The 22,973-nt window shown below is 71.2% G+C and carries 22 protein-coding genes and 1 pseudogene; 16 read left to right on the top strand and 7 right to left on the bottom strand.

What is annotated here, in order from left to right:
* Positions 1 to 55: 55 nt before the first annotated feature.
* The 7 genes from OQ968_RS20625 to OQ968_RS20595 all read left to right on the top strand — a co-directional run bounded on the left by OQ968_RS20625 (position 56) and on the right by OQ968_RS20595 (position 6,273).
* A complete protein-coding gene (locus tag OQ968_RS20625; protein ID WP_420715964.1) occupies positions 56 to 313 on the top strand; it encodes a glutaredoxin family protein in 258 nt (85 codons plus the stop codon).
* 123 nt (positions 314 to 436) lie between these two features.
* Positions 437 to 1,810 carry a glutamyl-tRNA reductase gene (locus OQ968_RS20620; RefSeq protein ID WP_324681115.1) on the top strand — a complete coding sequence of 458 codons (1,374 nt, stop codon included), beginning with the start codon at positions 437 to 439 and terminating at the stop codon, positions 1,808 to 1,810.
* A 12-nt stretch (positions 1,811 to 1,822) separates the two neighbouring features.
* A complete protein-coding gene (gene hemC, locus OQ968_RS20615; protein ID WP_324681152.1) occupies positions 1,823 to 2,764 on the top strand; it encodes a hydroxymethylbilane synthase in 942 nt (313 codons plus the stop codon).
* 15 nt (positions 2,765 to 2,779) lie between these two features.
* Positions 2,780 to 4,435 (top strand): uroporphyrinogen-III synthase, encoded by a 1,656-nt coding sequence (locus OQ968_RS20610; RefSeq protein WP_324681114.1) that lies wholly within the window; start codon positions 2,780 to 2,782, stop codon positions 4,433 to 4,435.
* 91 nt (positions 4,436 to 4,526) lie between these two features.
* Positions 4,527 to 5,498 carry a porphobilinogen synthase gene (hemB, locus tag OQ968_RS20605; protein ID WP_324681113.1) on the top strand — a complete coding sequence of 324 codons (972 nt, stop codon included), beginning with the start codon at positions 4,527 to 4,529 and terminating at the stop codon, positions 5,496 to 5,498.
* 14 nt (positions 5,499 to 5,512) lie between these two features.
* Positions 5,513 to 6,031 carry a DUF3093 family protein gene (locus OQ968_RS20600; protein ID WP_324681151.1) on the top strand — a complete coding sequence of 173 codons (519 nt, stop codon included), beginning with the start codon at positions 5,513 to 5,515 and terminating at the stop codon, positions 6,029 to 6,031.
* Positions 6,028 to 6,273, top strand: a complete 246-nt coding sequence (locus OQ968_RS20595; RefSeq protein ID WP_324681112.1) for a hypothetical protein — start codon at positions 6,028 to 6,030, stop codon at positions 6,271 to 6,273. The genes OQ968_RS20600 and OQ968_RS20595 overlap by 4 nt, the downstream gene beginning before the upstream one ends.
* On the opposite strand, the gene OQ968_RS20590 is transcribed toward OQ968_RS20595, so the two are convergent.
* On the bottom strand, positions 6,270 to 6,677 hold the full coding sequence (locus tag OQ968_RS20590) for an STAS domain-containing protein (protein WP_324681111.1): 408 nt from the start codon (positions 6,675 to 6,677) through the stop codon (positions 6,270 to 6,272). The genes OQ968_RS20595 and OQ968_RS20590 overlap by 4 nt on opposite strands.
* Before the next feature lie 329 nt (positions 6,678 to 7,006).
* Here OQ968_RS20590 and OQ968_RS20585 point away from each other — a divergent pair, with 329 nt between their 5' ends.
* Complete coding sequence (locus OQ968_RS20585; protein ID WP_324681110.1) at positions 7,007 to 8,275, top strand: acyltransferase; 1,269 nt, start codon at positions 7,007 to 7,009, stop codon at positions 8,273 to 8,275.
* Positions 8,276 to 8,477: 202 nt separating this feature from the next.
* Entirely contained in the window at positions 8,478 to 9,173 is a 696-nt protein-coding gene (locus tag OQ968_RS20580) for an Rv0518 family GDSL lipase (RefSeq protein ID WP_324681109.1), read from the top strand.
* A 210-nt stretch (positions 9,174 to 9,383) separates the two neighbouring features.
* On the opposite strand, the gene OQ968_RS20575 is transcribed toward OQ968_RS20580, so the two are convergent.
* Both OQ968_RS20575 and OQ968_RS20570 read right to left on the bottom strand, forming a co-directional pair.
* Positions 9,384 to 11,504, bottom strand: coding sequence for an acyltransferase family protein (locus OQ968_RS20575; protein ID WP_324681150.1), 2,121 nt, complete (start codon positions 11,502 to 11,504; stop codon positions 9,384 to 9,386).
* 46 nt (positions 11,505 to 11,550) lie between these two features.
* Entirely contained in the window at positions 11,551 to 12,426 is an 876-nt protein-coding gene (locus tag OQ968_RS20570; RefSeq protein ID WP_324681108.1) for an alpha/beta hydrolase, read from the bottom strand.
* Between the two features lie 230 nt (positions 12,427 to 12,656).
* On the opposite strand from OQ968_RS20570, the gene OQ968_RS20565 reads away from it, so the two are divergent.
* Both OQ968_RS20565 and OQ968_RS20560 read left to right on the top strand, forming a co-directional pair.
* Complete coding sequence (locus tag OQ968_RS20565; RefSeq protein WP_324681107.1) at positions 12,657 to 13,802, top strand: LLM class flavin-dependent oxidoreductase; 1,146 nt, start codon at positions 12,657 to 12,659, stop codon at positions 13,800 to 13,802.
* A 2-nt stretch (positions 13,803 to 13,804) separates the two neighbouring features.
* On the top strand, positions 13,805 to 15,145 hold the full coding sequence (locus OQ968_RS20560) for an MFS transporter (protein ID WP_324681149.1): 1,341 nt from the start codon (positions 13,805 to 13,807) through the stop codon (positions 15,143 to 15,145).
* A 3-nt stretch (positions 15,146 to 15,148) separates the two neighbouring features.
* Here OQ968_RS20560 and OQ968_RS20555 read toward each other — a convergent pair.
* Positions 15,149 to 15,381 (bottom strand): annotated as a pseudogene (locus OQ968_RS20555) (antitoxin); the annotation flags it as partial.
* Between the two features lie 57 nt (positions 15,382 to 15,438).
* Between OQ968_RS20555 and OQ968_RS20550 the strand changes: the two are divergent.
* Complete coding sequence (locus OQ968_RS20550; protein WP_324681106.1) at positions 15,439 to 16,833, top strand: amino acid permease; 1,395 nt, start codon at positions 15,439 to 15,441, stop codon at positions 16,831 to 16,833.
* 42 nt (positions 16,834 to 16,875) lie between these two features.
* Here OQ968_RS20550 and OQ968_RS20545 read toward each other — a convergent pair whose 3' ends face one another.
* From OQ968_RS20545 to OQ968_RS20535, 3 genes are read right to left on the bottom strand one after another with little or no spacing between them, the layout of a single operon-like run.
* Positions 16,876 to 17,805: a 2-dehydropantoate 2-reductase gene (locus OQ968_RS20545; RefSeq protein WP_324681105.1), complete on the bottom strand. Its 930-nt coding sequence runs from the start codon at positions 17,803 to 17,805 to the stop codon at positions 16,876 to 16,878.
* A 16-nt stretch (positions 17,806 to 17,821) separates the two neighbouring features.
* The gene (locus OQ968_RS20540) at positions 17,822 to 18,994 is read right to left on the bottom strand and encodes an enolase C-terminal domain-like protein (RefSeq protein ID WP_324681104.1); all 1,173 of its coding nucleotides are present in this window, start codon (positions 18,992 to 18,994) and stop codon (positions 17,822 to 17,824) included.
* A gap of 34 nt (positions 18,995 to 19,028) precedes the next feature.
* A complete protein-coding gene (locus tag OQ968_RS20535; RefSeq protein ID WP_324681103.1) occupies positions 19,029 to 19,424 on the bottom strand; it encodes a nitroreductase family deazaflavin-dependent oxidoreductase in 396 nt (131 codons plus the stop codon).
* A gap of 117 nt (positions 19,425 to 19,541) precedes the next feature.
* On the opposite strand from OQ968_RS20535, the gene hemL reads away from it, so the two are divergent.
* From hemL to OQ968_RS20515, 4 genes are read left to right on the top strand one after another with little or no spacing between them, the layout of a single operon-like run.
* On the top strand, positions 19,542 to 20,882 hold the full coding sequence (gene hemL / locus OQ968_RS20530; RefSeq protein WP_324681102.1) for a glutamate-1-semialdehyde 2,1-aminomutase: 1,341 nt from the start codon (positions 19,542 to 19,544) through the stop codon (positions 20,880 to 20,882).
* Positions 20,882 to 21,487: a histidine phosphatase family protein gene (locus OQ968_RS20525; RefSeq protein WP_324681101.1), complete on the top strand. Its 606-nt coding sequence runs from the start codon at positions 20,882 to 20,884 to the stop codon at positions 21,485 to 21,487. Before hemL ends, OQ968_RS20525 begins: the two co-directional genes overlap by 1 nt.
* A 26-nt stretch (positions 21,488 to 21,513) precedes the next feature.
* The gene (locus OQ968_RS20520; RefSeq protein ID WP_324681148.1) at positions 21,514 to 22,107 is read left to right on the top strand and encodes a TlpA disulfide reductase family protein; all 594 of its coding nucleotides are present in this window, start codon (positions 21,514 to 21,516) and stop codon (positions 22,105 to 22,107) included.
* Positions 22,104 to 22,883 carry a cytochrome c biogenesis CcdA family protein gene (locus tag OQ968_RS20515; RefSeq protein ID WP_324681100.1) on the top strand — a complete coding sequence of 260 codons (780 nt, stop codon included), beginning with the start codon at positions 22,104 to 22,106 and terminating at the stop codon, positions 22,881 to 22,883. The genes OQ968_RS20520 and OQ968_RS20515 overlap by 4 nt, the downstream gene beginning before the upstream one ends.
* Positions 22,884 to 22,973: the final 90 nt, after the last annotated feature.

Here is a 22,973-nt window from a genome sequence, read left to right as displayed (position 1 = left end):
CGGAAACCTAACCAGCGGCGGGCACGTCCACAATTCACCCGGCACACTGGTGCCCATGACAACACGGCAGGTCGAACTGCTGACCCGCGACGGCTGCACCATCTGCGCGCGGGTACACGCAAGGCTCGCGGAACTGGCCGATGAGCTGGGCTTCGACCTGTCCACCACCGACGTCGACGCCGCCGCGAAGGCCGGCAACGCCGGGCCGCGCGCCGAGTTCGGGGATCGTTTGCCGGTGGTCCTGCTGGACGGTCGCGAACACAGCTACTGGGAGCTCGACGAGCCGCGACTTCGCGCCGATCTCACCCGGTGAGGACGCGGCCCGCGGCCAGCTAGGCGGCGGGGCAATTATTTGGTAGCCCACCTGATCACCGTTTACCGTGGACACCAGTTCAGTTACTGGAGGAAGCAAGGGAGCTGGCCAGGTGATGCTGCCGTGAGCATCCTGCTTTTCGGAGTTTCGCACCGCAGTGCGCCGGTCCCCGTCCTGGAACAACTCAGCATCGACGACTCCGACCAGATCAAGATCGTCGACCGGGTGTTGCAGTCCCCGCTGGTGACCGAGGCCATGGTGCTGTCGACATGCAACCGGGTCGAGGTCTACGCGGTGGTGGACGCCTTCCACGGCGGGTTGGCGGTGATCGGGCAGGTGCTGTCGGACCACTCCGGCATGTCGATGGGCGACCTGACCAAGTACGCCTACGTGCGCTACAGCGAGGCCGCCGTCGAGCACCTGTTCGCCGTTGCCAGCGGCCTGGATTCCGCGGTCGTCGGCGAGCAGCAGGTGCTGGGGCAGGTGCGGCGCGCCTACGCCACCGCCGAGACCAATCGCACCGTCGGCCGGGTCCTGCACGAGCTGGCCCAGCGGGCGCTGTCGGTGGGCAAGCGGGTGCACTCCGAAACCGCCATCGACGCGGCCGGCGCCTCGGTGGTCTCCGTCGCCCTCGGCATGGCCGAACGCAAGCTGGGCGGGCTGCCGGGCAAGACCGCCGTCGTGATCGGCGCCGGGGCGATGGGCGCGCTGTCGTCGGCACACCTGACCCGCGCCGGCATCGAACGCATCCAGGTGATCAACAGGTCGCTGTCCCGGGCGCAGCGGCTGGCCCGCAAGATCCGCGAATCCGGCGTCCGCGCCGAGGCCCTGACGCTGGACCGGCTGCCCGACGCGCTCGCCGACGCCGACGTCGTGGTCAGCTGCACCGGCGCGGTGAGCCCGGTGGTGTCGCTGGCCGACGTGCACCACGCGCTGGCCGCCGCCCGCCGCTCGATCGTCGACGAGACCACCCACCCGCTGGTGATCTGCGACCTGGGCATGCCGCGCGACGTCGACCCGGCGGTGGCCGGGCTGCCCGGCGTCTGGGTCGTCGACGTCGAGCGCGTCCAGCACGAACCCGCCGCGCACGCGGCGGCCGCCGACGTCGACGCCGCCCGCCACATCGTGGCGGCCGAGGTCGCCGCCTACCTGGCCGGTCAGCGGATGGCCGAGGTCACCCCAACGGTGACCGCGCTGCGCCAGCGGGCCGCCGACGTCGTCGAGGCCGAGCTGCTGCGGCTGGAGAACCGGCTGCCCGGCCTGGAAAGCGCCCAGCGCGAGGAGGTCGCCCGCACCGTGCGCCGAGTGGTCGACAAGCTGCTGCACGCGCCGACCGTGCGGATCAAACAACTCGCCAGCGCCCCCGGCGGTGACAGCTACGCCGAGGCGCTGCGCGAGCTGTTCGAACTCGACCAGACCGCCGTCGACGCCGTCGCGGCGGGTGAATTGCCAGTGATATCAACGGGATTCGATGCCCCACAATCCTCCGCCGAGTAGCCGTTGCCCAACGTGATCCGGATAGGCACCCGGGGCAGTCTGCTGGCCACCACCCAGGCCGCCGGCGTGCGGGACGCCCTGATCGCCAAGGGCCACCCCGCCGAGCTGGTGACCATCAGCACCGCGGGCGACCGTTCGTCGGCGCCCATCGAAAGCCTCGGCGTGGGCGCGTTCACCACCGCGCTGCGCGAGGCCATCGAGGACGGGCGCGTCGACGCGGCCGTGCACTCGCACAAGGATTTGCCGACGGCCGAAGACCCCCGCTTCCTGGTGGCCGCGATACCGCCCCGCAACGACCCGCGCGACGCGGTGGTGGCGCGCGACGGGCTGGTGCTCGGGGAGTTGCCGGCGGGTTCGCTGGTGGGCACGTCCTCCCCGCGACGGGCCGCACAGCTTAGAGCATTGGGTCTCGGTTTGGAAATCCGCCCCCTACGAGGCAACCTAGATACCAGGTTGAACAGGGTAAGCAGTGGTGATCTTGACGCCGTCGTGGTGGCCCGGGCCGGTCTGTCCCGGTTGGGCCGCCTCGACGATGTCACCGAGACGCTAGAGCCGGTGCAGATGTTGCCAGCACCGGCTCAGGGCGCGCTCGCCGTCGAATGCCGCGCCGACGACAACCGGCTGGCCGCGGTGCTGGCGGAGTTGGACGACGCCGACACCCGCGCGGCGGTCACCGCGGAGCGAGCCCTGCTGGCCGAACTGGAGGCGGGCTGCTCCGCACCGGTGGGCGCGATCGCCGAGGTGGTCGAGTCCATCGATGAGGAGGGCCACGTCTTCGAAGAGCTGTCGCTGCGCGGCTGCGTGGCGGCGCTGGACGGATCCGACGTGATCCGCGCGTCCGGCATCGGCGATCCCGGTCGGGCACGAGACCTCGGGCTCTCGGTCGCCGCGGAGCTGTTCGAGCTGGGCGCGCGGGAGCTGATGCGCGGGGCGCGGCAAGACCCCGCGCGATGAAGAGTGGGAGCGACAATGACGACGCGAGGGCGTAAGCCGAAACCGGGCCACATCACGTTCGTGGGCTCCGGTCCCGGCGACCCCGGACTGCTGACCGCCCGGGCCGCGACGGTGCTGGCGAACGCCGCGCTGGTGTTCACCGACCCCGACGTGCCCGAGTCGGTGCTGGCGCTGATCGGCAAGGATCTGCCGCCGGTGTCCGGCCCGGCGCCCGCCGAACCGGCCACGGACAAGGCCGACGACGCCGCCGGCGGGGACCAGGGCCACGCCGTGCTGTCCGGCGGTCCCGACGTCCGCCCGGCGCTGGGCGAGCCCGCCGAAGTCGCCAAGATGCTTACCGCCGAGGCCCGTTCGGGCGTCGACGTGCTGCGGCTGGTGGCCGGCGACCCGCTGACCGTCGACGCGGTCATCACCGAGGTGAACGCCGTCGCGCGCAGCCACCTGCACATCGAGATCATCCCCGGCCTGGCCGGCACCAACGCGGTGCCGACGTACGCCGGGCTGCCGCTGGGCTCGTCGCACACGGTGGCCGACGTGCGCGGCGACGTCGACTGGGAGGCGCTGGCCGCCGCCCCCGGGCCGCTGATCCTGCAGGCCACCGCGTCGCATCTGGCCGACGCGGCCCGCACCCTGATCGAGCACGAGCTGTCCGAGACCACGCCGTGTGTGGTTACCGCGCACGGCACCACGTGCCAGCAGCGCTCGGTGGAGACCACGCTGGGCGGGTTGACCGACTCGGCCGTGCTGGGCGGCACCGACCCGGCGGGTCCGCTCACCGGGCCGCTGGTGGTGACCATCGGCAAGACCGTGAGCGCCCGGGCCAAGCTGAACTGGTGGGAGAGCCGCGCCCTGTACGGCTGGACCGTCCTGGTGCCCCGCACCAAGGATCAGGCCGGGGAGATGAGCGAGCGGCTGACGTCGTACGGCGCGCTGCCCATCGAGGTGCCCACCATCGCCGTCGAGCCGCCGCGCAGCCCCGCCCAGATGGAACGGGCCGTGAAGGGCCTGGTCGACGGGCGCTTCCAGTGGGTGGTGTTCACCTCCACCAACGCGGTGCGCGCGGTGTGGGAGAAGTTCGGCGAGTTCGGTCTGGACGCCCGCGCGTTCTCCGGGGTGAAGATCGCCTGCGTCGGCGAGTCGACGGCCGACCGGGTCCGGGCCTTCGGGATCAGCCCCGAGCTGGTGCCGGCCGGGGAGCAGTCCTCGCTCGGCCTGCTCGACGACTTCCCGCCCTACGACAGCGTTTTCGACCCGGTGAACCGCGTCCTGCTGCCGCGCGCCGACATCGCCACCGAGACGCTGGCCGAGGGACTGCGCGAGCGCGGCTGGGAGATCGAGGACGTCACCGCCTACCGGACGGTGCGCGCCGCACCGCCGCCGGCGGCCACCCGCGAGATGATCAAGACGGGCGGCTTCGACGCGGTGTGCTTCACGTCGAGCTCGACGGTGCGAAACCTGGTCGGCATCGCGGGCAAGCCGCACGCGCGCACCATCATCGCCTGCATCGGCCCCAAGACCGCCGAGACCGCCGCCGAATTCGGCCTGCGGGTGGATGTCCAGCCCGACACCGCCGCCATCGGCCCGCTGGTCGACGCGCTGGCCGAGCACGCGGCGCGGTTGCGCGCCGAGGGCGCGCTGCCGCCGCCGCGCAAGAAGAGCCGCAGGCGATGATCTGCCCGGCGTTGACTCTGCGTCCATGGCGCAAAAGTGCGAGTAAGGTCCGCCCTCACCGCAGAGTCAACGCACGAGTCAACGCACGACAATGAGGCAGCGGCCGCGTCGACTGCGCTCCACCCCGGCGTTGCGCCGCTTGGTCGCGCAAACGTCGTTGGAGCCAAGGCATTTGGTGCTGCCGATGTTCGTCGCAGACGGCATCGACGAGCCGCGGCCCATCGCGTCCATGCCGAAAGTCGTTCAGCACACCCGGGATTCGCTGCGCAGCGCCGCCGAGGCCGCCGTCGCCGCCGGGGTGGGCGGGCTGATGCTGTTCGGCGTGCCGCGCGAGCAGGACAAGGACGCGACCGGTTCGGCCGGCACCGACCCCGACGGCATCCTCAACGTCGCCCTGCGCGATCTGGCCAAGGACCTCGGCGACGCCACCGTGTTGATGGCCGACACCTGCCTGGACGAGTTCACCGACCACGGGCACTGCGGGGTCCTGGACGCCAGGGGCCGGGTCGACAACGACGCCACCCTGGCCCGCTATGTGGAATTGGCTGTGGCACAAGCGGAATCGGGCGCGCATGTCGTCGGGCCGAGCGGGATGATGGACGGCCAGGTGGGCGCCATCCGCGACGGCCTGGACGCCGCGGGCCACACCGATGTGGTGATCCTGGCCTACGCGGCGAAGTTCGCCTCGGCGTTCTACGGGCCGTTCCGCGAGGCGGTGAGCTCCAGCCTGTCCGGCGACCGGCGCACCTACCAGCAGGAGCCGGGCAACCTGCGCGAGGCGCTGCGCGAGGTCGAGCTGGACCTCGACGAGGGCGCCGACATCGTGATGATCAAGCCGGCGATGGGCTACCTCGACATCGTTTCGGCGGCGGCGTCGATATCCCCGGTGCCGGTGGCCGCCTATCAGGTGTCGGGGGAGTACGCGATGATCTGCGCCGCGGCCGCCAACGGCTGGATCGACGAGCGCGCCGCGGCGCTCGAATCGCTGACCGGCATCCGGCGCGCCGGAGCCGACGTGGTGCTCACCTACTGGGCCGCCGATGCGGCAGGCTGGCTGTCGTGAGAGAACCGAAGCCGTTGTTCTACGAATCGGGCGCCAGCTGGTGGTGGGTCGCGCTGGGCCCGGCGTCGGCGGTGGCCATGATCCTCATCGAGATCTGGAGCGGCGCCCCGGTGTCGTTCGTCGTCCCGGCGATCTTCCTGGTGCTGGTGTCGGCGTTCGTGGCGTTGCAGGTGAAGGCGGCGCGGATTCACGTCTCCGTCGAGCTCACCGAGGACGCCCTGCGCCAGGGCACCGAAACCGTCCCGATACGCGAAATCGTCAGGGTGTATCCGGAGGCCGAGCACCACGAGGCCTCCGGCAAGGACCTGGCGAAGTGGCAGTCGGCGCGGGCGCTCGGCGAATTGGTCGGTGTGCCGCGCCGCCGGGTGGGCATCGGCCTCAAGCTGACCGGGGGCCGCACCGCGCAGGCCTGGGCGCGGCGCCATCGTCACCTCCGGGCGGCGCTGACCCCGCTGGTCCAGGAGCGGGTGGAGCCCGCCCGGTCGGACGCCAACGACATCGACCGCGACGACGACCCCGGGTCGGGGCCGTGATCGCCCGCCGCCGGGCCCTGATCGAACTGCTGCTGGCCGCCGCCGCGCTGGTCGGTGCGGGGTTCACCTGGTTTCATGCGCGCCGCATCGTGGGTGTGGCGCCCATCGCGGACGGGCAGCCGTACACCACGTCGCTGGTGTATGACCCGCAGCTGCTGCTGCTGACCCTGCTGCTGGTGACGACCGCCGGCGTGCTGGCGGTGGTGGGGCTGGCCAGGCTGCGGCGCGAGCGCGGCTCCTAGGCCGTCTTCTTGATCAGCGGCAGCACCCGCTGACGCCGGTCGACGATCGCGTCCGCCAGCCGGTGCAGCGCGTCGTGCAGCGAGGGCGTGGCCTCCCAGCCGTCGCCCAACAGCTCGACCACCGCCGGGCCGGCGACCAACGTCCACTGCGCCCCGGCGGCGGCGCAGTCCTCGTCGATCGTCTGCAACAGCGAGATGCCGGCGGGGGCAAAGCGGGTCACGTCGCTCATGTCGAGCACCACGGGGTTTTGCCCGACGACGAAGCGCCGGATGTACTTGCCGACCCAGTCGGCGTTGACGGCGTCGATCTCCCCCCGGATGGTCACCACCGTCGCCAGGGAGCGACAATGGGCCCGAATCTGGGCACCGCCGCAGTCGAACGTGTCGTTTTCCTGTGGAGTCATCAGCGGCCCCATTCCCCGTGGCGCTGCGAATCACGCAGCGCGGCCAAACCTGTCCTCCAACAAAACCAGCAGAATCTAAGGAGACCGGAAGCCGCGTCTAACTCTTTGCTAAATAACTGGCCCGCGGGGGTCGGCAACCGGTCTGTGGCGAATCTGCGGCCGTTCCGCCACCTGCCACGCCACGTCCTGTCCCGCCATCGCGGCGATCCCGCTGCTACGCTGCCATAGCTGCCGGTTGCCAGTCGGGGGGCCTGCAAAAGGGTGAGATCGCCCGGTCAGCCGGACCAGAAGCGAACGAACAAGCACATCCCAGACGGAAAGAAACTAGCGTGCGCAGCGGAGAGATCAGGGGCGAGATCAAGGCCCTGACGGGACTCCGCATCGTCGCCGCGGTGTGGGTGGTGCTGTTTCACTTCCGGCCCATGCTCAGCGACGCCTCGCCCGATTTCCGCGACGCCCTCGCGCCGGTGCTCAACTGCGGTGCGCAGGGCGTCGACCTGTTCTTCATCCTCAGCGGGTTCGTGCTGACGTGGAACTACCTCGAGCGCATGGGCCGGTCCTGGTCGGCGCGGGCCACCCTGCACTTCCTGTGGCTGCGGCTGGCCCGGGTGTGGCCGGTGTACCTGGTCACGCTGCACCTGGCCGCCCTGTGGGTGATCTTCACCCTGCACGTCGGGCACGTCCCGTCGCCCGACGCGGCCCAGCTCACCGCGATCAGCTACGTGCGCCAGGTCCTGCTGGTGCAGCTGTGGTTCGTGCCGTTCTTCGACGACTCCAGCTGGGACGGGCCCGCCTGGTCGATCAGCGCGGAATGGCTGGCCTACCTGCTCTTTGCCGTGCTGGTGCTGGTGATCTTGCGGATGAAGCAGGCGACGCGGGCGCGCAGCCTGATGCTGCTGGCGTTTGCGGCGTCGTTGCCGCCGGTGGTGATGCTGCTGGCCAGCGGTCAGTTCTACACGCCGTGGAGCTGGCTGCCCCGGATCGTGACGCAGTTCGTCGCCGGCGCCCTGGCCTGCGCCGCCGTGCGCAGGTTGCGGCTGACCGACCGCGGCCGCCACGTCGCCGGGTACCTCTCCCTGCTGCTGCTGGCCACCATGGTCGGCGTCCTGTACTGGTTTCACGCCCACCCGATCAGCGGCGTCGTGGAGAACGACAGCGGCGGGGTGGTCGACGTGCTGTTCGTCCCGCTGGTGATCACGCTGGCGATCGGCCTGGGCAGCCTGCCGAGGCTGCTGTCGACGCGGGTGATGGTTTACGGCGGGCAGATCTCGTTTTGCCTGTACATGGTGCACGAGCTGGTGCACACGTCGTGGGGATGGGCGGTGATCCAGTTCAACCTCACGCCATGGGAGCCGGACAACCCGTGGAAATGGAACGTCATCGGCCTGCTCGTAATCGCCGTGGGCCTGTCGGTGCTGATGTATCACCTCGTCGAGGAACCCGCCCGCCGGTGGATGCGCAAGATGGTCGACGTCCGGCCCGTGGAGACCAAGACGGAGGCCAAGCCCAAGGAGCCCGAGGCCGAGCCCGGCGAGGCGCCGGCCCCCAAGCTGCGTCAGGTCGACGGGCTGGAAGCCGTTTCCGCCCGCGCCGTGTGAGCGCCGTGTGACAGACACCACGGTGCGCGAATCGCGCTGTGCCCCATAACCTCTCGGAGACGGCCGCGGCGGCGGCCAGCCGGGATCCGCGGGACCCTGCCGCGGGACAAAAGCCGGTAAGCAGCGGGTTGGCGCCACTTCGTGTCGGTTTCCTCGTACGATTCCGTTGATTTGGCTGCGGCAGGTCACGGAGGAGGTGGTGGTGAGTCGTCTGACCACTTTCGTCATGGGTCTCACCCTGCTGGTCGGCGTGGCGTTCGCGGACGCGGCATGCCCGGCACGGGTGCGGGCCTACGGCCTGCTCAGCGTGGACTCGCGGCTGCACCACGTCGCCGTGATCGGCGACTCCTACACCACCGGCACCGACGAGGGCGGCCTGGGCCCGAACGCGTGGACCGCCCGCGCCTGGCAGGCTCTGAACGCGCGCGGGGTGCGGGTCGCGGCCGACGTCGCGGCCGAGGGGAAGGCCGGCTATGCCGTGCCCGGCGACCACGGCAGCGTCTTCGAGGACCTGACGGCCCGGGCGGTCAAGCCCGACGACGCGCTGGTGGTGTTCTTCGGTTCCCGCAACGACCAGGGCGCCGATCAGGGCCTGCTGGCCGAGCGGGCCCGCAACGCCTTCGACCTGGCGCGCCGCTTCGCGCCGTCGGCGCGGCTGCTGGTGATCGGGCCGCCGTGGCCCACCGCCGACGTGCCCGGCCCCATGCTGCTGGTGCGCGACGTGCTCAACGGGGTGGCCCGGGCCGCGGGAGCGGCGTTCGTCGACCCGATCGGCGACCGCTGGTTCGTCGACCGGCCCGACCTGATCGGGCCCGACGGCGTGCACCCCAACGACGCGGGGCACGAGTATCTGGCGGGCAAGATCGCGCCGCTCATTCGCATGCAGTTGTCGAGGTGAGTCCGGTCGGGGGGAGGGCGGTGTGGGTCAGTCGTCGGCGTGCCGTTCGTAGTCCCATTGCTCCAGGCGCGCCTGCAGTTGCATCAGGCCGACGCCGACGACGGGCGCGGCGGCGGCGATGCAGATCAGCACCAGCGTGGTCATGTCCGAAAACCTCCAAAACCCTTCACTGATAAGACGTTCGACTGCGACAAGAAGTTCATCGGCGGCTCATCCGTTCGTCACCGCGCGGTCGGTCAGCGCACCCATCACGGGCGTCAGCAGCTGCGAGTACTCGGTCGTCACGTGGTTGTCGTCGCGGAACACCAGGGTGTTGCCGACGATCATCGGGCAGCGCGCGGCGCAGAACAGGTCGGTCAGATCCGCGTACTGGCCGCCGGCGCCCGTCGTCGCCGTCCGCTCGGCCGCGACCCCGTCGCCGTTGACCGCGTCGGGCCGCGGCGGCGCGCACGCCGCGGCGTTGTCGAGGTGCCCGGACAGGCAGGCCGGCGCCGAGGAACGCGGATCCGCGACCGGCCCGAGCACCAGGACGGTCGAGCCCATCTTGCGCAGCTGCGCGACGGTGCGGCCCAGGGTGTCGATCCACGCCGGGTCGTACGACGTGAAACCGAAATCCGCGCCGTAGCGCCGGCTCATGCTCAGCACCACAAGACGCGGGCGTTCGGCCTGCAGCCGCGCCATGATCTGGCCGCGCCACTGCTCGCACTCGGTGTACTCGCGGCCCAGGTACGGGCTGACGATGTGCAGGTCCTGCAGCGGACAGGTCACCTTGGCCAGCGTCTCGAGCCGCCAGTGCCGCTGCTCGGCGACCTGCTGGAAAGCCGGGTACCACATGGCGGCGTGCGAATCCCCGACCAGGGCCACGGTCGTCGGCGAAGCCGCGTCGCCCCCCGCGCACTCGGCTTGCCCGACGTCACGCCAGGATCGCGTGCAGCCGTTGACGAACACCGCCGCCTTGTCGGCCGGCGCGGCGGCCAGCGACGGGTCCAGGTTGGACGGGACGGGTCCCAGGCTCGCCGACGCCGCGACCGCGTCGCGCACCTGCGCGAAGGCCTGGCGCACCGCGGCCTCCTGCGGGCTGAGGTCGGGCACGGCCGCCGGGGGCAGCGCGACGATGTTGGCCTTCGGCGCGGCCCCGCCGTGACCGACCGGCCCCGGTATCGCCGTCAGCAGCAGCAGGCACGCGCCCGCCGTGGCGGCGCTGGCGGCGCCGGCCACGACCAGGCTGGTCCGCGCCGACCGGCGCAGGGCGGCCGCGAACCGGCCGGGGTTTTCGACCAGGTGCAGGGTGAGCACGGCGAGCCCGGCCGAGACGACCGCCCCCGCCAGCCTGCCCGGCAGGCCCGCGGGCATGCCCAGCAGCGGCGGCATCAGCAGCAGCACCGGCCAGTGCCACAGGTACCACGAGTACGAGATTCGGCCGATCGCCCGCATAAACGGCCGGCACAGCAGGCGGCCGGCGCCGAGGCTGCCGGTGACACAACCGCCGCCGATCACCAGCGCGGTGCCCAGGACCGGCAGCAGCGCCGCGGTGCCGGGGTACGGGGTGTGCGGGCCCAGCTGGGTGCAGGTCAGCACGATCAGGGCCAGGCCGCCGCAGCCGACGATCGCCGCGGGCAGCAGCGGCAGCCGGCGCCAGTGCCGGATCGACAGGGCCACCAGCCCGCCGGCGGCCAGCTCCCAGGCGCGGGTGGGCAGCGAGAAGAACGCCCACGCCGGCGAGGTGCGGGTGCACAGCACGGCCGCCGCCAGCGACGCCGCGGCCACCGCCGCAAGGACCAGCGCATACGGTCCCGCGGAGGATGCGCGGCCGCGCAGCGGCGGCAGCCGCCGGGCGGCCCACGCCGTGCCGATGATCAGCATCGGCCACACCAGGTAGAACTGCTCCTCGACGCCCAGCGACCAGTAGTGCTGGAACGGCGACGGCAGGTTGGACGCCAGGTAGTCGGTGCCCTGACCGGCGAACCGGTAGTTGCCGACATAGAGGGCGCTGGCGATGCCGTCGACGACGACGCTGCGCGCCTGCAGCGGCGGCAGCACCACGGCCGCCGCGGCGGCGGTGGCGACCCCGACGGTGGCCGCGGCCGGTAGCAGCCGTCGCGCCCGCGCCCCGTAGAAGCGGCCGAGCCGGATGGTGTCGGCGGTGGTCACCTCGCGCCAGAGCATCCGGGTGATCAGGAAGCCGGAGATGACGAAGAAGACGTCCACGCCGATGTAGCCGCCCGCGACGCCCGGTATGTCCGCGTGGTAGGCCACGACGGCGATCACCGCGACGGCGCGCAGGCCCTCGATGTCCGGGCGGAATCCGGTCCGCTTCACCGGCCGCTCCACTTGGCGGCCTGCGGGCTGGTTCTGCGGGATCGTCATCGGCCTCTGGCTAGGACGCCATCCAGGCTAGCTCGGCGGGCAGTTGCGCGCGCCAATAGTCCATGTCGTGTCCCCCGTCCGAAAAGCTGCCCGCCGGAGGCTTTTTCAGCTGGTTGACGAATTGGCGGGTGGCGAAATAGAACCGGTCCCCGGTGCCGCAGTCCACGCGCAGCGGGATCTGCGACAGGGCCGGCAGGCCCATCACGCTGTTCTGCACCCAGTCGTCGTAGCTGTCGAACGCGCCGGGGGCGCTTGCGGTGTACGACGTGTACAGCGCCGGGCTGATCGCGCAGATCCCGGCGGTGCGTGCCGGGCCCAGCTGGGCGCCCAGGTGCAGCGCGCCGTAGCCGCCCATCGACCACCCCATGAAGCCCACCCGGGACGTGTCGAAGCCCATTGAGGACAGCATGGGCAGCAGCTCCTCGAGCACCATCGCGCCCGGGTCCTCGCCCGAGGCCCTGCGATGCCAGTAGCTGTTGCTGCCGCCGTCGACCCCCACCACGGCGAACGGCGGCCTGCCCTCCTTGACCAGTTGGGCGAGCCCCTTCTCGGCGCCGCAGTCGATCACCATGTTGGCGTTGCCGTCCTTGCCGTGCAGGGCGATGACCGGACGCAACGACCCGCTCTGGGAGTTCGGGCCGGGCGGCAGGGCGATCACCCAGTTCGTCTTGACCCCGCCGCGCGCCGCGGAGATGAACGAGCCGGTCAGCCTGTTCGACAGGGTGCTGCCCGCCGCCGAGGGCTCGAACGGTGCGGGAGCTTGCGGCAATGTCGCGGCTCGCGACTCGAGCGGATCCAGAAGGGCGCTCAACGCCCACACTCCGGCGGCTCCCGCGCTGGCTCCGACGCCCATACGCAACATGGCACGACGGGTCAGGTTCGGCATGATCGCAATAATGCCGCGCCGAGCACACATTCCCGGCCGAGCCACGCCGAATTGCAAGCATTGCGTGATCTGGTGTGATCTCACGGTCACGAAGCGGTGATCTTTGCCGGGCCCGTATCGCGCTCTGCCGCAATCGAAGACGACGCGCCCATGGCGGCGCTGGCGGCCGAGTTGGAATCTCGGCGGTTTCAAGCCTCGCACCGCCTGCCGATGTTTTGCAGGATGCTCGAATGGGCTTGGCATTTCATTGGTTTCTGCCGACGTACGGCGATTCCCGCAACCTGGTCGCGGGCGGCCACGGCACCGCGATGCACGGCGATCGGCCCGCGACTTTGCGCTATCTGCACCAGATTTGCGCGGCCGCCGAGGACAACGGCTTCGAGGCGGTGCTCACACCCACCGGATTGTGGTGTGAGGACGCCTGGTTGACGACGGCGATGCTGATCGAGGGCACCGAGACGCTGAAGTTTCTGGTCGCGTTCCGCCCCGGGCTGCTCAGCCCCGCCCTGGCGGCGCAGATGGCCGGCACCTTCCAGCGGCACTCGGGCGGGCGGCTGCTGCTCAACGTCGTCACCGGTGGTGAACCGCACGAGCAACGGGCCTATGGGGATTTCCTGGACAAGCAGTCACGCTATGCCCGCACCGCCGAGTTCCTTCACGTGGTGCGGCGGCTGTGGACCTCGAGCGAGCCGGTGACCTTCGCCGGAGACCACATCCGCGTCGAGGGCGCGCGGCTGGACAACCCGCCCGACCCGATCCCCGCGGTGTTCTTCGGCGGGTCGTCGGGCTCCGCCGGGCCGGTGGCGGCCGAGCACGCAGACGTCTACCTCACCTGGGGCGAGCCGCCCGCGGCGGTCGGGCAGAAGCTGGACTGGATTCGGGGGCTCGCCGCCGACGCCGGCCGGGTTCTGCGGTACGGCTTGCGAATTCACGTAATCACCCGCCGGACCTCCGAGGAGGCGTGGGCGGAGGCCGACCGGCTGCTGGCGGCCGTCGATCCGGCGGACGTGCAGCGGGTGCAGGCCAGCCTGGCGCGCAGCGAATCCGAGGGCCAGCGCCGCATGCTGGAGCTGCACGGCGGCAGCAGCGAGCGCCTGCTGGTCGCGCCCAACCTGTGGGCCGGGGTGGGCCTGGTGCGCGGGGGAGCGGGCACCGCCCTGGTCGGGTCGCATGCCGAGGTCGCCGAGAGGCTGGCCGAATACGCGCGGCTGGGCATCGACCACTTCATCCTGTCGGGATACCCGCACCTGGAAGAGGCCTACTGGTTCGGCGAGGGTGTGCTGCCGCTGCTGGAGCGGGCGGGCCTGTGGCGGCACCCCAACCGCCGGTCGCGCCCGGCGCCGTCGACGCCGTTCGCGGTCGCCTCGGCGCACTAGCCATGGCGACGACGTTGCCCGCCACGGGGGTGGCGGCGCCGGAACCTCACCTCGAATCGGACGTTCAGCGACGACGGCGCCTGCGGATCGTCGTCGCCGCAAGCCTTTTGGGCACCACCGTCGAGTGGTACGACTTCTTCCTCTATGCCACCGCGGCCGGCCTAGTGTTCAACAAGGTGTTCTTCCCCGACGCCGGCACGCTGATCGGCACCCTGCTGGCGTTCGCGACGTTCGCCGTCGGATTCGTCATGCGACCGGTCGGCGGTCTGGTGTTCGGCCACATCGGCGACCGGATCGGTCGCAAGCGCAGCCTGGCGTTGACCATGCTGATCATGGGCGGCGCGACAGCGTTGATCGGGGCGCTGCCCACCGCCGCGCAGATCGGCGCCTGGGCGCCGATCCTGCTGTTGGTGCTGCGCATCCTGCAGGGCTTCGCGCTCGGCGGCGAGTGGGCCGGCGCGGTGCTGCTGGCCGTCGAGCACAGCCCGGGCGGGCGGCGCGGCCGCTTCGGGGCCGTTCCCCAGGTCGGCCTGGCCCTCGGATTGGCCTTGGGCACAGGCATATTCGCGTTCTTACAGATTGTGTTGGGGCAGAACAGGTTTCTCGCCTACGGCTGGCGAATCGGGTTCCTGCTGAGCGTGGTGCTCGTCGCGATCGGCATCGTGGTGCGGTTGCGCGTCGAGGAAACCCCCGCCTTCCGCGAGTTGCGTGCGGCCGAGGCCGAGGCCACCGTGCCGATTCGCGACATCGTTCGCGAACCGCGCTCCAGGCGAAACACGGTGCTGGGGTTGCTGTCTCGCTGGGCGGAGGGTTCGGCGTTCAACACATGGGGCGTTTTCGCGATCAGCTACGCCACCGGCGCGTTGGGTCTGCACCGGGTGCCGGTCCTGGTGGTGGTGACCATCGCCGCGCTGTTGATGGCGGTGCTGCTGCCCGTGTCGGGGGCGCTGACCGACCGCCTCGGCGCGCGGCGGGTGTACCTGGCGGGCGTGGTCTGCTACGGCCTGGCGGCCTTCCCCGCGTTCGCTCTGTTCGGCACCCGGAACCTGCTCTGGTTCGGGCTGGCGATGGTCGTGGTGTTCGGTGTGGTGCACGCGCTGCTCTACGGCGCGCAGGGCACGCTGTATTCCGCGCTGTATCCCACCCGCACCCGCTACACCGGGCTGTCGTTCGTCTACCAGGTGTCCGGCATCTACGCCTCCGGGGTCACCCCGATGATCCTCACCGCGCTGATCGCGGCGGCCGGCGGCAAGCCGTGGTTGGCGTGCGGGTATCTGGTTGCGACGGCGGTGATCAGCGTGCTCGCCACGGCGCTGATCCGCGAGCGCGACCTGTATTTCTGAGTGCTGCCGTCGGATCAGTTCCTCGTCCTCGAGTTCGCCGGCGATCCGCACGGCTCGGTCCAGGTTGACCGACGGCACACCCAAATCCGCTGTGCGCGTTTCGAAAACCGCAGGAGCCGGTTGCCGCTGCGCACCTTGCCGGATGGCGTCGTTGAGGGCCTGCTTGAACGACACGTTGCGGGTGCGCATCAGCCGCCTGATGACGACGAGCGATCCAAGGTCACCGTGATCCGCATGGTTTACATGCTGTCAATAGAGCCTTGGTGGCGGCAAGCACCTGAATAATCACTGTCATGGGAGGCACCCAACTCCGCCAAGGGCTGTCGCAGCGGCAGCTGAGCATGATCGCGCTCGGCGGTGTGATCGGCGCCGGATTGTTCGTCGGGTCGGGCGTGGTGATCCGCGACACCGGGCCCGCCGCGTTCCTGACGTACGCGCTGTGCGGCCTGCTGATCATTCTGGTGATGCGGATGCTGGGCGAGATGGCCGCGGCGAACCCGTCGACCGGATCGTTCGCCGACTACGCGGGAACCGCGCTTGGTGGCTGGGCGGGGTTTTCGGTCGCGTGGCTGTATTGGTACTTCTGGGTGATCGTGGTCGGGTTCGAGGCGGTCGCCGGCGGGAAGGTGCTGGGCTACTGGTTCCACGCCCCGTTGTGGCTGCTTTCGCTGTGCCTGATGCTGTTGATGACCGCGACGAACCTGTTCTCGGTGACGTCCTTCGGCGAATTCGAATTCTGGTTCGCCGGAATCAAAGTCGCGACCATCGCGGTGTTCCTCGCCGTCGGCTCGGTGTTCGCCCTCGGGTTCCTGCCCGGGCATAACACGGATTTTTCCAACCTCACGTCGCACGGCGGTTTCTTCCCGCACGGCGTCGGTGCGGTTTTCGCCGCCATCGTGGTGGTGATCTTCTCCATGGTGGGCGCCGAGATCGTCACCGTCGCCGCCGCCGAGAGCCGCGACCCCGAGCTCGCCGTCCAGCGGGCGACGCGATCGGTGGTCGCGCGCATCGGGGTGTTCTTCGTCGGTTCGGTCTTTCTGCTCGTCGTGATCCTGCCGTGGAATTCGGTGGAGGTGGGCGCCTCGCCATATGTCGCGGCGCTCAAACACATGGGTCTGCCCGGCGCGGATCAGCTGATGAACGCGGTGGTGCTCACCGCGGTGCTGTCCTGCCTTAACTCGGGCCTGTACACGGCGTCGCGCATGCTGTTCGTGGTCGCCGCCCGCGGGGAGGCGCCGGTGCGGCTGACCAAGCTCAGCCGGCGCGGCGTCCCCCACGTCGCCATCCTGTGTTCGTCGGCCGTCGGATTCGGCTGCGTCGTGATGGCGTGGCTCGCGCCGGGCACGGTGTTCCTGTTCCTGCTCAACTCGTCGGGTGCCGTCATCCTGTTCGTCTACTGGCTGATCGCGCTGTCGCAAATCATCCTTCGCCGCCGCACCCCGCCGGAGAAGCTGCGGGTGAAGATGTGGCTCTTCCCGGTGCTGTCGGTATTCACCCTCGCCGCGGTCACGGCGGTGCTGATGCAGATGGCGTTCGACCGCTCGGCGCGCAGCCAGCTCTGGCTCGGCTTGCTGTCCTGGGCGGTGGTCATCGGGCTGTACTTCGCCACTCGTGCCCGCGGCCGGATCGGCGTGGCGCCCTCCTCGCCCACCGCCGAAATCGACGCCAGCGTGGAAAACATCGAGTGAGCTACACGCTGGCGTCGATCTCGGCGCTGATGCCTGGTCCAGTCAGCCGGCGCCCCACTGCCTTTCCACCGCCTTGACCACCGCGGTCAGGGTCGTGTTCACGGGAGCCTCGACGCCGACCTTGGCGCCCTGCCGCGGCACCGCCCCGTTGATGACGTCGATCTCGCTGACCCGGCGCGCCTCGTGGTCCAGCAGCGCTGAGGGCTTGGCATTAGGCATCTGCGCGCCGAAGGCGCGGGCGTGCGCGACGGGATCGGTGACGGCGACCGCGATGCCTGAGGCGCGGGCGACGGCCCAGGCCTCCGTCGCCGCCGCCCGGCTGACTTCGCCCATCTCCGAGTCGTCCATCACCTGGCCCACCGTCATCCCGGTCAGCGCGCACGGCGCACTGTAGGCGGCGTTGCAGATCAGCTTCTCCCACTGCATGGCGGCGATGTCGGTGACGGCGGCGGCGTCGAATCCCGCGTCGGCCCAGGCTTTCGCGATCGACTCGACCGTCGCGTGCGGCAGCGCCGAGTAGGCGCCGAAACGCATGGCCCGCATCGCGTTGTGCCGCACGTGCCCGGGGGCCACCCGCGCGGCGCCGAACCCGCTGGCGATGCCGACCGCCACGCGCTGCTCGCCGACGACGGCGGCGACGGTCTCGGCGGACCCGAGACCGTTCTGGATGGTCAGCACCGGGGTGTCCGGACCCAGCATCGGAAGCGCTTGCCGCGCACCGTCTTCCACGTTCGCGGCCTTGACGGCGAGCACGATGAGGTCCATCGCCTCGACCGGGGCGGTGGTGCTCGCCCGCAGCGGCACCACCTGGTCGTCGGCGCCGCCGGGGCCGGTGACCCGCAGCCCGTGCCGGTTCATCTGCTCGACGCTGGGCCGGTCGGGGTCGACGGCAAGGACGTCGTTGCCGGCGGCGGCGAGCCTAGCGGCGTAGATGGAACCCATTGCGCCGCAGCCGATTACCGCGATCTTCATCCGCATGCTCCCGGGGTCAGGCCGTCAGTTCGGCGATCAATTCGGCCAGGCCGGCCTTCTGCTCCAGCCCGAAGCCCGGTGCGTCGGTCGGCGCGATCCGCCCGGCGGACAGGGCGCAGCCGTCGGGGTAGCCGCCGAAGGGCGCGAACACTCCCGGATAGGATTCGCAGCCGCCCAGCCCCAGCCCGGCGGCGATGTGCAGGTTGATCAGGTGCCCGCCGTGCGGGAAGGCGAACCGGCGGTCGAAGCCGTTGGACTCGAGCACCTCGAGCATCCGCGCGTATTCGCTAAGCCCGTAGCTCAGGCCGGCGTCCATCTGGAACACGTCGCGGCCCGGCCGCATCCCGCCGTACCGGACCAGGTTGGTCACGTCGGGCACCGAGAACAGGTTTTCCCCGGTGGCGACCGCGCCGTCGTAACAGGCCGTCACCGCGCGGTTCAGCTCGAAATCCAGTGGGTCGCCGGGCTCTTCGAACCAGCGCAGGCCGTAGCCGCCCAGCGCCGCCGCCCACCGTAGCGCCGCGGGCCGGTCGAACCTGCCGTTCGCGTCGACCGCGACCCGGTCGGCGGCGCCGACGACGCCGACGACGGCCTCGACGCGCGCCAGGTCCTCGGGCAGCGGCGCGCCGCCGATCTTCATCTTGACCGCGTCGTAGCCCAGGTCGAGGTAGCCGCGCATCTCGTCGCGCAGGGCGTCGAGGCCGCGGCCCGCGTGGTAGTAGCCGCCGGCGGTGTACACCGGCACCGACGCGGCCGGCTCCCGGCCGAAGTGGCGCGCGATGGTCAGGCAGGCGGGCTCGTCGCGCAGTTTCGCGTTGAGGTCCCAGCACGCCAGCTCCAGCGCCGCGGCGGCCGCGGCCCGGTCCCCGTGACCGCCGGGCTTCTCGTCGGCCAGCGCACACGACAGCACGGCGGCCGGGTCGACCCGGCCCGAATCGTCCAGCAGCGCGTCGGGGGGTGCGGCGGCCAGGCGCGGGATCATCCGGTCGCGCAGGATCCCGCTCTGGGCGAACCGGCCGATCGAATCGAAGGCCACCCCGACCACCGGCCTTCCGGCCCTGACCACGTCGGTGAACACCGCGACCAGCGACACGGTGTGGGCGGAGAAGTCGACCACAGCGTTGGCCGGGCCGCCGCCCGGGCCGGCGCGCAGCCCGACCGGCCGTTCCAGGATCTTGGTGATGCGCATCAGCCGCAGCCGCCGCGGCGCGGGGCGACCACCGTCAGTCGGTCTTGGTGAGCAGCACCACCTGCTCGAACGGCAGCCTGGCGAACGCGGCCCGCCACGCGCGCTGCACGTGCGGCGCCGCCTCGGCCTTGCTGACCACGCGCGGGTCGGCGATGCCGAAGGTCTTGGCGTTGCGGCGCATCCGCCCGCCCCCGGCCGCCTTGAGGTTCTTCAGCCAGTCGCGGTCCGGGCCGTAGGTCAGCACGATCGCCACGCCGGGTTTCCCGTCGACGGTGGTGTAGAACGCGTTCACCGGGGTGCGGTACTGCTTGCCCGAGCGGCGTCCGACATGCTCGACGATCGCGAACGGCGGGAGCCAGCCGGCCCACATCCGCTGGATGGGGTTGGTCACGTGACGGTTGAAGCGGGCGAGTCCTTGTGGGAGTTGCATGACGCTAATCCAACTCGTCGGCCCCCGCCGACTTCAACCCGCGCCCGGCAAGCCGCGAGCCCGCTCCTGCTACACCCTGTAGTTGGCCACCCCGCGGAGGCTGGGACACTAGTCGTCATGGGCAGCACCGACCAGGCCACCCCGCGCACCGGGGGAGCGGTGCGCGCCTCCGCGAAGCTGTTCGAGGAGGCCTGCGCGGTCATTCCGGGCGGGGTGAACTCGCCGGTGCGCGCCTTCGCGGCGGTGGGCGGCACCCCCCGGTTCATCACCGAGGCGCGCGGCTGCCGCCTCACCGACGCCGACGGCAACCGCTACGTCGACCTGGTCTGCTCGTGGGGCCCGATGATCCTGGGCCACGCGCACCCGGCCGTCGTCGACGCGGTCGCCAAGGCGGCGGCGACGGGACTGTCGTTCGGGGCGCCGACACCGGCGGAGACCCGGCTGGCCGCCGAGATCATCGGCCGGGTGCCGCCCGTCGAGCGAATCCGGCTGGTGAACTCCGGCACCGAGGCCACCATGAGCGCGGTCCGGCTGGCCCGCGGCTTCACCGGCAGGGCCAAGATCGTCAAGTTCGCCGGCTGCTACCACGGGCACGCGGACGCGCTGCTCGCCGACGCGGGCTCGGGGGTCGCGACGCTGGGCCTGCCGTCCTCGCCCGGGGTCACCGGGGCCGCTGCGGCCGACACAATCGTGTTGCCCTACAACGACATTGACGTGGTGCGAGAGACGTTCGACCAGCACGGCGACCAGATCGCCGCGGTGATCACCGAGGCCAGCCCCGGCAACATGGGCGTCGTCCCGCCCGGCCCCGGCTACAACGCGGCGCTGCGCGCCATCACCGCGCAGCACGGCGCGCTGCTGATCGTCGACGAGGTGATGACCGGCTTCCGGGTCAGCCGAAGCGGTTGGTACGGAATCGATCCCGTCGACGCCGACCTGTTCACCTTCGGCAAGGTGATGAGCGGCGGGCTGCCGGCCGCCGCGTTCGGGGGGCGCGCCGAGGTGATGGAGCGGCTGGCGCCGCTGGGGCCGGTGTATCAGGCCGGCACGCTGTCCGGCAACCCGGTGGCCATGGCCGCCGGGCTGGCGACGCTGCGCGCCGCCGACGACGCGGTCTACGCCAAGCTGGACGCCAACGCCGACCGGTTGGCCGGCCTGCTGGCCGGGGCGCTGACGCAAGCCGGTGTGCCGCACCAGATTCCGCGGGCCGGCAACATGCTCAGCGTGTTCTTCTCCGAGGCGCCGATCACCGATTTCGCGTCCGCGCGGGCCAGCCAAACCTGGCGTTTCCCGCCGTTCTTCCACGCGCTGCTGGACGCCGGCGTCTACCCGCCGTGCAGCGCCTTCGAGGCGTGGTTCGTCTCGGCGGCCCTGGACGACGACGCGTTCGACCGGATCGCCGCCGCGCTTCCCGGCGCCGCTCGAGCGGCCGCCGCGGCCCGGCCGGGGGAGGCCTGATGGCCGAGCACACCCGGGTCAATCTGGTGCGCCACGGCGAGGTGTACAACCCCAGCGGGATCCTCTACGGCCGGCTGCCCGGCTTCCACCTGTCCGAGGCGGGCCGGGCGCAGGCGGAGGCGGTCGCCGACGCGCTGGCCGGCCGCGACGTCGTCGCGGTGATCTCCTCGCCGCTGCAGCGTGCCCAGGAGACCGCGGCGCCCATCGCCGCGAGGCACGACACGACCGTCGACACCGACCCCGACCTGATCGAATCGACGAACTTCTTCCAGGGCCGCCGCGTCGGCCCCGGTGACGGCGCCTGGCGGGACCCGAGGTTCTGGTGGCAGCTGCGCAACCCGTTCACCCCGTCCTGGGGCGAGCCGTACACCGAGATCGCCGCCCGGATGACGACCGCGGTGGACAAGGCGCGCGCCCGGGCCGCCGGCCATGAGGTGGTGTGCGTCAGCCACCAGCTGCCGGTGTGGACGGTGCGGCTGCACCTGACGGGCAAGCGGCTCTGGCACGACCCGCGGCGACGGCAGTGCGGGCTGGCCTCGGTGACCACGCTGGTCTACGAGGGCGACCGGCTGGTCGACGTCGAGTACTTCCAACCCGCATCATGAGGCCCCGCATCATGAGGCCCCGCATCATGAGGCGGCTGGTGCTGGCCGGGGCGGCGCTGGCCCTACTGGTGGCGGGCTGCGCCGGCTGCTCCGGCCGCGACGCGGTGGCGCAGGGCGGCACCTTCGAGTTCGTGTCGCCGGGCGGCAAGACCGACATCCTCTACGACCCGCCGGCCAGCCGCGGCCGCCCCGGCCCGCTGTCCGGGCCGGACCTCGCGAACCCGGCGCACACCATCTCGCTGAACGACGCCCCCTTCGCCGGCAACGTCGTCGTCATCAACGTCTGGGGGCAGTGGTGCGGGCCGTGCCGCGCCGAGGTCGCCCAGCTGCAGCAGGTCTACGACGCCACCCGGGCCTCCGGGGTGGCCTTCCTCGGCATCGACGCCCGCGACAACAACCGCCAGGCGGCGCTGGACTTCGTCGACGACCGGCACGTGACGTACCCGTCGATCTACGACCCGGCGATGCGCACCCTGATCGCCTTCGGCGGCAAGTACCCCACCACGGTCATCCCGTCCACGCTGCTGCTGGACCGCCAGCACCGGGTCGCGGCGGTGTTCCTGCGCGAACTGCTGGCCCAGGACCTGCAGCCGGTGGTGCAGCGGGTGGCCAAAGAGTGACCGGGTTCACCGAGATCGCCGCTGCCGGCCCGCTGCTGGTGGCGCTGGGCGTGTGCCTGCTGGCCGGGCTGGTGTCGTTCGCCTCGCCGTGCGTGGTGCCGCTGGTGCCGGGCTACCTGTCGTATCTGGCCGCCGTCGTGGGCGTGGACGAGCAGCCGCCGCCGGGCGCGGTGAAGGCCCCGCCGTCGGCCCGGTGGCGGGTCGCCGGGTCCGCGGCGCTGTTCGTGGCCGGGTTCACCACCGTCTTCGTGCTGGGCACCGTCGCGGTCCTCGGCATGACCACCACGCTGATCACCAATCAGCTTGCGCTGCAACGGGTTGGGGGCGTGCTGACCATCGTGATGGGGCTGGTGTTCGTCGGCCTCGTCCCGGTCTTGCAGCGCGAGGCCCGGTTCAGCCCGCGCCGGTTCACGACGGTGGCCGGGGCGCCGGTGCTGGGCGCGGTGTTCGGGCTCGGCTGGACGCCGTGCCTGGGGCCGACGCTGACCGGCGTGATCACCGTCGCCTCGGCCACGGAGGGCGCCAACGTCGCGCGCGGCGTCGCGTTGGTGGTCGCGTACTGCCTGGGGCTGGGGATCCCCTTCATCTTGCTGGCGTTCGGCTCGGCGGGCGCGGTGGCGGGCCTGGGCTGGCTGCGCCGGCACACCCGGGCCATCCAGATCTTCGGCGGCGCGCTGCTGATCGCGGTCGGCGCCCTGCTGGTCACCGGGGTGTGGAACGACTTCATCTCCTGGCTGCGCGACGCATTCGTGTCCGACGTGAGGCTGCCGGTCTAGTGGCGCGAGCAGACGCAAAAGTCCCCAAAACGCCGCGTTTTGGGGGACTTTTGCGTCTGCTCGCCACAGCGCGCAACGCCTGGCGCGCGC

It is taken from the genome of Mycobacterium sp. 663a-19 (assembly GCF_035616495.1).
Classification (GTDB): domain Bacteria; phylum Actinomycetota; class Actinomycetes; order Mycobacteriales; family Mycobacteriaceae; genus Mycobacterium.
The sequence above is the reverse complement of the archived record's forward strand: the minus strand, read 5'-3'. Positions and strand labels throughout refer to the sequence as shown.